The 7840-nt window shown below is 71.4% G+C and carries 8 protein-coding genes; 4 read left to right on the top strand and 4 right to left on the bottom strand.

All coding sequences use genetic code 11. The features are described 5' to 3' along the window. The first annotated feature begins 131 nt into the window (after positions 1 to 131). Complete coding sequence (locus GUY60_RS30695) at positions 132 to 995, top strand: PHP domain-containing protein (RefSeq protein WP_161703724.1); 864 nt, start codon at positions 132 to 134, stop codon at positions 993 to 995. Positions 996 to 1048: 53 nt separating this feature from the next. After that, a complete protein-coding gene (locus tag GUY60_RS30690) occupies positions 1049 to 1654 on the top strand; it encodes a MarC family protein (RefSeq protein WP_161703722.1) in 606 nt (201 codons plus the stop codon). A gap of 118 nt (positions 1655 to 1772) precedes the next feature. Here GUY60_RS30690 and GUY60_RS38315 read toward each other — a convergent pair whose 3' ends face one another. Continuing rightward, positions 1773 to 1925: a DUF8834 family protein gene (locus GUY60_RS38315; RefSeq protein WP_187370169.1), complete on the bottom strand. Its 153-nt coding sequence runs from the start codon at positions 1923 to 1925 to the stop codon at positions 1773 to 1775. A 271-nt stretch (positions 1926 to 2196) separates the two neighbouring features. On the opposite strand from GUY60_RS38315, the gene GUY60_RS30685 reads away from it, so the two are divergent. Then, entirely contained in the window at positions 2197 to 3087 is an 891-nt protein-coding gene (locus GUY60_RS30685; RefSeq protein ID WP_161703720.1) for an NYN domain-containing protein, read from the top strand. Between the two features lie 72 nt (positions 3088 to 3159). Here GUY60_RS30685 and GUY60_RS30680 read toward each other — a convergent pair whose 3' ends face one another. Both GUY60_RS30680 and GUY60_RS30675 read right to left on the bottom strand, forming a co-directional pair. Then, entirely contained in the window at positions 3160 to 4035 is an 876-nt protein-coding gene (locus GUY60_RS30680) for an alpha/beta fold hydrolase (protein ID WP_161703718.1), read from the bottom strand. 116 nt (positions 4036 to 4151) lie between these two features. Then, positions 4152 to 6068, bottom strand: coding sequence for a DEAD/DEAH box helicase (locus tag GUY60_RS30675; RefSeq protein WP_246235858.1), 1917 nt, complete (start codon positions 6066 to 6068; stop codon positions 4152 to 4154). 517 nt (positions 6069 to 6585) lie between these two features. Between GUY60_RS30675 and GUY60_RS30670 the strand changes: the two genes are divergently transcribed. Then, positions 6586 to 7344 carry a ferritin-like fold-containing protein gene (locus GUY60_RS30670; protein ID WP_161703716.1) on the top strand — a complete coding sequence of 253 codons (759 nt, stop codon included), beginning with the start codon at positions 6586 to 6588 and terminating at the stop codon, positions 7342 to 7344. A gap of 23 nt (positions 7345 to 7367) precedes the next feature. On the opposite strand, the gene GUY60_RS30665 is transcribed toward GUY60_RS30670, so the two are convergent. Further along, positions 7368 to 7637 carry a hypothetical protein gene (locus GUY60_RS30665; protein WP_161703714.1) on the bottom strand — a complete coding sequence of 90 codons (270 nt, stop codon included), beginning with the start codon at positions 7635 to 7637 and terminating at the stop codon, positions 7368 to 7370. Between the last annotated feature and the right edge of the window lie 203 nt (positions 7638 to 7840).

Raw genomic sequence — 7840 nt, 5'->3', positions numbered from 1 at the left:
CTGAGGTCCGGTCTCAGGGGTGAGCGTCCGGGGTCGGGGCCGGGGTGGAAGGCGACGGTCCGGGGTGGTCGGCGCGCCCCGTTATCCTTGAGCGTTCCCCTTTCGTCCCGTCAGAGCCTGGAGTACGCGTCGTGCGCATCGACCTGCACACCCACTCCACCGCATCCGACGGCACGGACACCCCGGCCGAGCTGGTCCGTAACGCGGCCGCTGCTGGGCTCGACGTGGTGGCGCTGACCGACCACGACACCACCCGCGGCCACGCCGAAGCCGTCGCCGCGCTGCCCGCGGACCTCACGCTGGTCACCGGCGCCGAACTCTCCTGCCGCCTCGACGGCACCCCGCTGCACCTGCTCGCGTACCTCTTCGACCCCGAGGAGCCGGAGCTGCTGAGCGAGCGGGAGCTGGTCCGCGACGACCGGGTGCCGCGCGCCCGCGGCATGGTCGGCAAGCTCCGTGAACTCGGCGTACCGATCACCTGGGAGCAGGTCGCGCGGATCGCCGGCGACGGTTCGGTGGGCCGCCCGCACATCGCCGAGGCGCTCGTCGAACTCGATGTCGTACGCACCGTCTCCGACGCCTTCACGCCCGAGTGGCTGGCCAACGACGGCCGGGCGTACGTGGAGAAGCACGAGCTCGACCCCTTCGACGCGATCCGCCTGGTCAAGGCCGCGGGCGGGGTCACCGTCTTCGCGCATCCGCTGGCGGTCAAGCGCGGCCAGTGCGTGCCCGAGTCCGCCATCGCCGCGCTCGCCGCCGCCGGGCTCGACGGCATCGAGGCCGACCACATGGACCACGCCCCGGCGACCCGCGACCGGGTGCGCGGCCTCGCCGCCGACCTCGGCCTCCTCGCCACCGGCTCCAGCGACTACCACGGCAGCCGCAAGACCTGCGTACTCGGAGAGTTCACCACCGACCCCGAGATCTACGGCGAGATCACCCGCCGCGCGACGGGCGCGTTCCCCGTGCCGGGCGCCGGGGGAGCGGGCGTCTAGCCCCTTCCGGGCACGCCCACTTCACCTGTTCACTTTCTCCGCAAGGCCTCACCGTGTTCGACGTTGCCATTTTTGGATCCCTCTTTCTCACCCTTTTTGTGATCATGGACCCGCCCGGGATCACCCCGATCTTCCTCGGGCTCACCGCGGGCCGCCCTGCCAAAATGCAGCGGCGGATGGCCTTCCAGGCCGTGTGTGTCGCCTTCGGCGTGATCGCGCTGTTCGGCGTGGTCGGCCACCAGATCCTCGACTACCTGCACGTGTCCGTGCCCGCCCTGATGATCGCGGGCGGACTGCTGCTGCTCCTCGTCGCGCTCGACCTGCTCACCGGCAAGACCGACGAGCCGAAGCAGACCAAGGACGTCAACGTCGCCCTCGTACCCCTCGGCATGCCGCTGCTCGCCGGGCCCGGTGCGATCGTCGCCGTGATCCTCGCGGTGCAGAACGCGGACGGCCTCGGCGGGCAGTTGTCGGTGTGGAGCGCGATCGTCGCCATGCACGTGGTGCTCTGGCTGGTCATGCGGTACTCGCTGGTGATCATCCGCGTGATCAAGGACGGCGGCGTCGTCCTGGTGACCCGGCTCGCGGGCATGATGCTCTCCGCGATCGCCGTGCAGCAGATCATCAACGGCGTCACCCAGGTGATCCAGGCCAGCTGAGCCCTCTCGTACAAGCAGCAAGCAATACGAGCAGGACACGCGAAGGCCCCCGTGCGATGTCGCACGGGGGCCTTCGAAGCTGTTGCGGCGCTACGGGGCCGCAGTTGCCGCTACGCCGCTATGAAGCCGCGCTGTCGGTCGGGCGGATGTAGATGCGCTGGCCGATCTGGGCGGCCTGCTGCACGATCCGGTTGACGGAGGCGGCGTCCACGACGGTGCTGTCCACGGCGGTGCCGTCGACGTCGTCCAGGCGCATGATTTCGAAGCGCATAAGGCTTCTCCCTTCGTCTGGTCATCCTCCTGAAGGAGAACTACTGGTGCGAGGTGAGGCTGATGTCAGTCTTGCCCCGCTTTGCGGCCAGGCGATTGCCTGGCCGTTACGTGTGGATTGCGCGGCTTCGCTGCCGCGCGCTCCTTATGGTCCAACGGCTTGCCCCCTGCAAACATTCCCTACGCTAAAGAAATTTTTCGACGACCTAACTACCCATGGGTAGCGCAGCCGCTTGTACTCGCTGCGTGACGGGTCGGACAATGGGTTGCATATGAACGAGGACCTGGATCTTGGCGCCCGTATCGACCGCACCAACGAGCTGCTGCACCGCATGCTCGCCGAGGTGGCGAAGACCCCTTCCACGCACGCGATCTTCGTGGACGCCGGCTACCTGTACGCGGCCGCCGGCTGCCTGGTCGCCGGGACCGAGGACCGTCGCGCCTTCGACCTGGACGCCGAGGGTCTCATCGACGCCCTGATCGACAAGGCCCGCACGGTCTTCGCGGACAGCCGACTGCTCCGCGTGTACTGGTACGACGGTGCCCGGCGCCGTATCCACACCGCCGAGCAGCAGTCCATCGCCGAGCTCCCGGACGTCAAGGTCCGCCTCGGCAACCTCAACGCCAGCAACCAGCAGAAGGGCGTCGACTCGCTGATCCGCTCCGACCTGGAGTCACTCGCCCGGCACCGTGCCATCAGCGACGCCGCCCTGATCGGCGGCGACGAGGACCTGGTCTCCGCGGTCGAGGCGGCGCAGGGGTACGGGGCGCGAGTGCACCTCTGGGGCATCGAGGCGTCCGAGGGGCGCAACCAGGCCGAGCCGCTGCTGTGGGAGGTCGACAGCCAGCGCACCCTCGAACTCGACTTCTTCAAGCCGTACGTCGCCCGCCGCACCGGCACCGCGTACGACCCGGCGACGCCCCGCCCCACGCGCGAGCAGGTGCGGTTCGTCGGGGCCCAGGTCGCCGCGGGCTGGCTCGCCACCCGGGGCCGCGACACCCTCGGCGAGCTGCTGCCCGGCCACCCCTACCTGCCGGGGTCGGTCGACCAGGACCTGCTGGTCGAGGCGGAACGGCTGCTGCAGTACTCGCTGCGAGGCCAGGCCGACCTGCGCCGGGCCCTGCGTGACGGCTTCTGGAACCATCTGCGCGCGCAGTTCTAGCGCGCGCGTATGCGTCTGGCGGGACGGGCCCAGCGCGCGTACGGGTCTAGCGCGCGTACGGGTCTGGCGGGTCTAGCGGGAACGCGGTTCCTGCGTGCTCTCGACGCTCTCCCAGAACGCGATCAGCGCGGCGGCCGTCCCGGCGGGTCGGTCGGTGTTGGGGGAGTGCTCGGCGCCCGCGATCACCGTGCGGCGCGCGCCGAGGCGACCCGCCATGGTGTCGAGCAGCGGCACCGGCCAGGTGTCGTCCCGTTCGCCGGAGAGCACGTGCACCGGCAGCGAGCGTGCCGCCAGCTCGTCCACCCGGTCCGGCTCGGTCCTCAACTGCTCGCCGGTAGCGGTGAGTTGGGCCGGGCTGTGGCGCAGCCAGCGCTCCCGCAGCGGACCGTTGCCGTCGCCGGTGTCGGCCTCCTCGGGCGGGTCGAGCGCCCGCATCGCCTCCCACACCTGCGCCATGTCCAGGGCGGCGAGCCCGTCCTGCAGCAGCTTCACCCGCTCCTGCTGGGACGCGGTGACGGCGGCGGGGCCCGAGGACATCAGGGTCAGGGAGCGGAACGGCGCGGCGTCCAGGAGCGCGGCGGCACGGGCGATCTGGCCGCCGAGCGAGTGCCCGAGCAGATGCACGTCCCCGCCGAGCGCCTCGGCCTGCGCCAGTACGTCCCGCGCCAACTCGCCCTGTGCGTAAGGGAATTGGTCGTCGACCGGACCGGCCGACTCGTACTGTCCGCGTCCGTCCACGGCGACCGCGCGGAACCCGGCCTCCGCGATCGGCGCGAGCAGCGCGATGAAGTCCTCCTTGCTGCCCGTGAACCCCGGCAGCAACAGCGCGGTGCCCTTCGGCTCGATGCCGTTCGGCGCGAGGTCGTGCACGGCGAACGTGCCGCGCCCGGTGGCCAGCTGGTACGCCCTGGTGCCGGGCGGGGGCGTGAAGGTGGGGGGCCTGCTCATGAGGTCGAATCTAGCGGCACGCTTCGCGCGATGAACGGGCCGTACCCGCACAGCACGGCGGCCCGGCTCCCCGAAGGGAACCGGGCCGGCCGTGAAAGGCGATGCCGTGCGGGCGATCAGGCCTCGGTGGTCTCCACCTCGACCGTCTTGCGGGCGCGACGGCGACGCGGCTTGGCCTCGGCCTCGACAGCCTCAGCGGCCTCGGCCACGACCGGCGCCTCGGCGGCCTTGCGCGTACGACGACGCGGCTTGGCCTCCGGCTCGGCCTGCTCGACGACGACCGCAGTGGCCTCGACAGGCTCCGCCTCAACGGCCTTGCGGGTGCGGCGGCGACGCGGCTTGGCCTCGGCCTCAGCGGCCTCCGTGCCCTCGGCGGTCGCCACAGCTGCCTCGGCCTGCTCGGCCGGAGCGGCCACGGCGGCCTTGCGGGTACGGCGACGGGGCTTGGCCTCGGGCTCGGCCTGCTCGGTCACAGCCACGGTCGCGACGGCAGCCTCGACAGGCTCCGCCTCGACGGCCTTGCGGGTGCGGCGGCGACGCGGCTTGGCGTCGGCCTCAGCGGTCTCCGTGCCCTCAGCGGTCGCGACGGCTGCCTCGGCCTGCTCGGCCGGAGCGGCCACGGTCTCGGCGCCGACGCGGGTACGACGACGGCGGCGCGGGGTGCGCGGCTTGTCGGCCTCGTCGGTGCTGTCCTTGGCGGTCGCCTCCGGCGCCTCGGCGGCACCGTCCGTCGGCGTACCGCTGCGGGTGCGACGACGCTGACGCGGCGTACGGGTGCGCTGGGGGCGCTCCTCCTCGACCTCACGGCGACCGCCACGGCCACCGCGGGCGCCACGGCCACCGGTCTCGCCGAGGTCCTCGATCTCCTCGGCACCGAGACCCTCGCGGGTGCGCTCGGTACGCGGCAGCACACCCTTGGTGCCCTGCGGGATGTTCAGCTCCTCGTACAGGTGCGGGGAGCTGGAGTACGTCTCGACCGGGTCGTTGAAGTCCAGCTCGAGCGCCTTGTTGATCAGCTGCCAGCGCGGGATGTCGTCCCAGTCGACCAGCGTGATCGCGATGCCCTTGGCACCCGCGCGGCCGGTGCGGCCGACGCGGTGGAGGAACGTCTTCTCGTCCTCCGGCGACTGGTAGTTGATGACGTGCGTGACGCCCTCGACATCGATGCCGCGCGCGGCGACGTCGGTGCACACGAGCACATCGACCTTGCCGTTGCGGAACGCGCGCAGCGCCTGCTCGCGCGCGCCCTGGCCGAGGTCACCGTGGACCGCGCCGGACGCGAAGCCGCGGCGCTCCAGCTGCTCGGCGATGTCGGCCGCCGTGCGCTTCGTACGGCAGAAGATCATCGCGAGCCCGCGGCCGTCGGCCTGCAGGATGCGGGAGACCATCTCCGGCTTGTCCATGTTGTGCGCGCGGTACACGTGCTGCTTGATGTTCGCGACGGTCACGCCCTCGCCGTCGGGCGAGGTGGCGCGGATGTGCGTGGGCTGCGACATGTAGCGACGCGCGAGACCGATGACCGCGCCCGGCATGGTGGCCGAGAACAGCATGGTCTGCCGCTTCACCGGAAGCATGTTCATGATCTTCTCGACGTCGGGCAGGAAGCCCAGGTCGAGCATCTCGTCGGCCTCGTCGAGGACGAGGGCGCGCACGTGCTTGAGGTTCAGCAGCTTCTTGCCCGCGAGGTCGAGCAGCCGGCCGGGGGTGCCGACGACGATGTCGACGCCCTTCGTGAGGGCCTCGACCTGCGGCTCGTAGGCGCGACCGCCATATATGGCGAGGACGCGCACATTGCGCACCTTGCCGGCGGTCTGCAGGTCATTGGTGACCTGCTGGCACAGCTCGCGGGTGGGGACGACGACGAGCGCCTGCGGAGCGTCGGTGAGCTCCTCGGGCTTGGCGCGCCCGGACTCGACGTCGGCGGGAACGGTGACGCGCTCCAGGAGCGGCAGACCGAAGCCGAGCGTCTTGCCGGTGCCGGTCTTGGCCTGGCCGATGACGTCGGTGCCGGAGAGCGCGACGGGGAGCGTCATCTCCTGGATGGGGAAGGGGGACGTGATGCCGACGGCCTCAAGGGCTTCGGCGGTCTCGGGAAGAATCCCGAGCTCTCGGAACGTAGTCAGGGTGCTGCCTCTTCTGTGAGACGCGGCGCGAGGCGAACGCTGGGGGTCGTGACCGAGCCAGGGGGTGCATCCGGCCGCTGTATCGCGAGGCCGGGTGGCACGGGACCACTGCCATCACTCGAGCGTCACGCCGCTGAGGGCCCCTCCTGCGTACGCACTGCATGCATACGGCCCGGAGGGCTGTCGGGTCGGAGCCGATCGGGCCACCGACCGGGCATCCTCATTCGGATGGCCCGCCGAATACTCGGCAGGCGCATTACCACTGTACCCCGGATACTCGCAGGCGTGTCGGCCGAATTCGTCCTCCGGCACGCGTCCGGGCAGCTCAACGGGGGGCTCCGCGGGTCCGAGAAATATTTTCGTAGCTGTTGTCACACAGACTGACCAGGGACTTCCGCGCGCCGGTCGGCGAGCTATTGTGCGCTGCATGGAGACGCCTGACAACGCCACGGACGCTGCCGCCGCAGCGGACTCCGCCACCGAAGCGCCCACCGGGATCGCCGCCCAGGACTGGGCCACCGCCGCCGCCGAGCCGACCTACCGCGCAGCGGTCGTCGACCTGCTCGGCGCCCTCGCGTACGGCGAGCTCGCGGCCTTCGAGCGGCTCGCCGAGGACGCGAAGCTCGCGCCGACGCTGGCCGACAAGGCCGAGCTGGCGAAGATGGCGTCGGCCGAGTTCCACCACTTCGAGCAGCTCACCGGGCGGCTCGCGGAGATCGGCGCCGAGCCGACCGAGGCGATGGAGCCGTTCGTCGCCGCGCTCGACGGCTTCCACCGCCAGACTGCGCCGTCGGACTGGCTGGAGGGCCTGGTCAAGGCGTACGTGGGTGACTCCATCGCCAGCGACTTCTACCGCGAGGTGGCGGCCCGCCTGGACTCCGACACCCGCGAACTGGTGCTCGCCGTCCTCGACGACACCGGGCACGCGAGCTTCGCGGTGGAGAAGGTGCGCGCCGCGATCGAGGCCGACCCGCGCGTCGGCGGACGGCTCGCGCTGTGGGCGCGGCGGCTGATGGGCGAGGCCCTGTCGCAGTCGCAGCGCGTGGTCGCGGACCGGGACGCGCTGTCGACGATGCTGGTCGGCGGCGTGGCCGACGGGTTCGACCTGGCCGAGGTCGGCCGGATGTTCTCGCGGATCACCGAGGCGCACACCAAGCGCATGGCCGCCCTGGGCCTCGCCGCCTGAGCGGTGCGCCCCGGCGCTTCGCCTCAGGCCGCCGAGGCCGGCCTGCGGACTCGGACCTCCGGGCGAAGCAGTAGCGACAGCAGGGCCGTGGCGAGGACGACGGAGCCGAGCAGCGTCGCCAGGACATGGCCGGGGCCGAGTGCCGAGTGCGTGATGAAGGCGCCGAGCAGGGCGCCCGCGACACCGGTGGCGAACACCAGGGTGCGGGTCGGCAGGCGGTGCGCGAGTCGGTGCGCCGCTGCCCAGGCCAGAGCCAGGCCGAGCACTGCGGAGCCGAGCGTCTCCAAGATCACGTGTCCTCCCGTGCGGCTGCGTCCCGATCGGTCGTAGCCGGTCTTACCCGGGGGCGCCGGAATGCAATCCTCCTGTTCGCGGCCGGCCGTGGCACTCGGCACGGCACGAGTGGCCGAGGTGCGCGGGCCGGTATAGAGGGGCAGGTCCGGGCCCGGATTCAGGGAGTACGTACAAAGGGCGCGGCCCGGTGGATCCGATCCAC

The sequence above is a fragment of the Streptomyces boluensis genome (assembly GCF_009908195.1).
Lineage (GTDB): Bacteria > Actinomycetota > Actinomycetes > Streptomycetales > Streptomycetaceae > Streptomyces > Streptomyces boluensis.
This window is presented reverse-complemented; position numbering and strand designations above follow the sequence as displayed.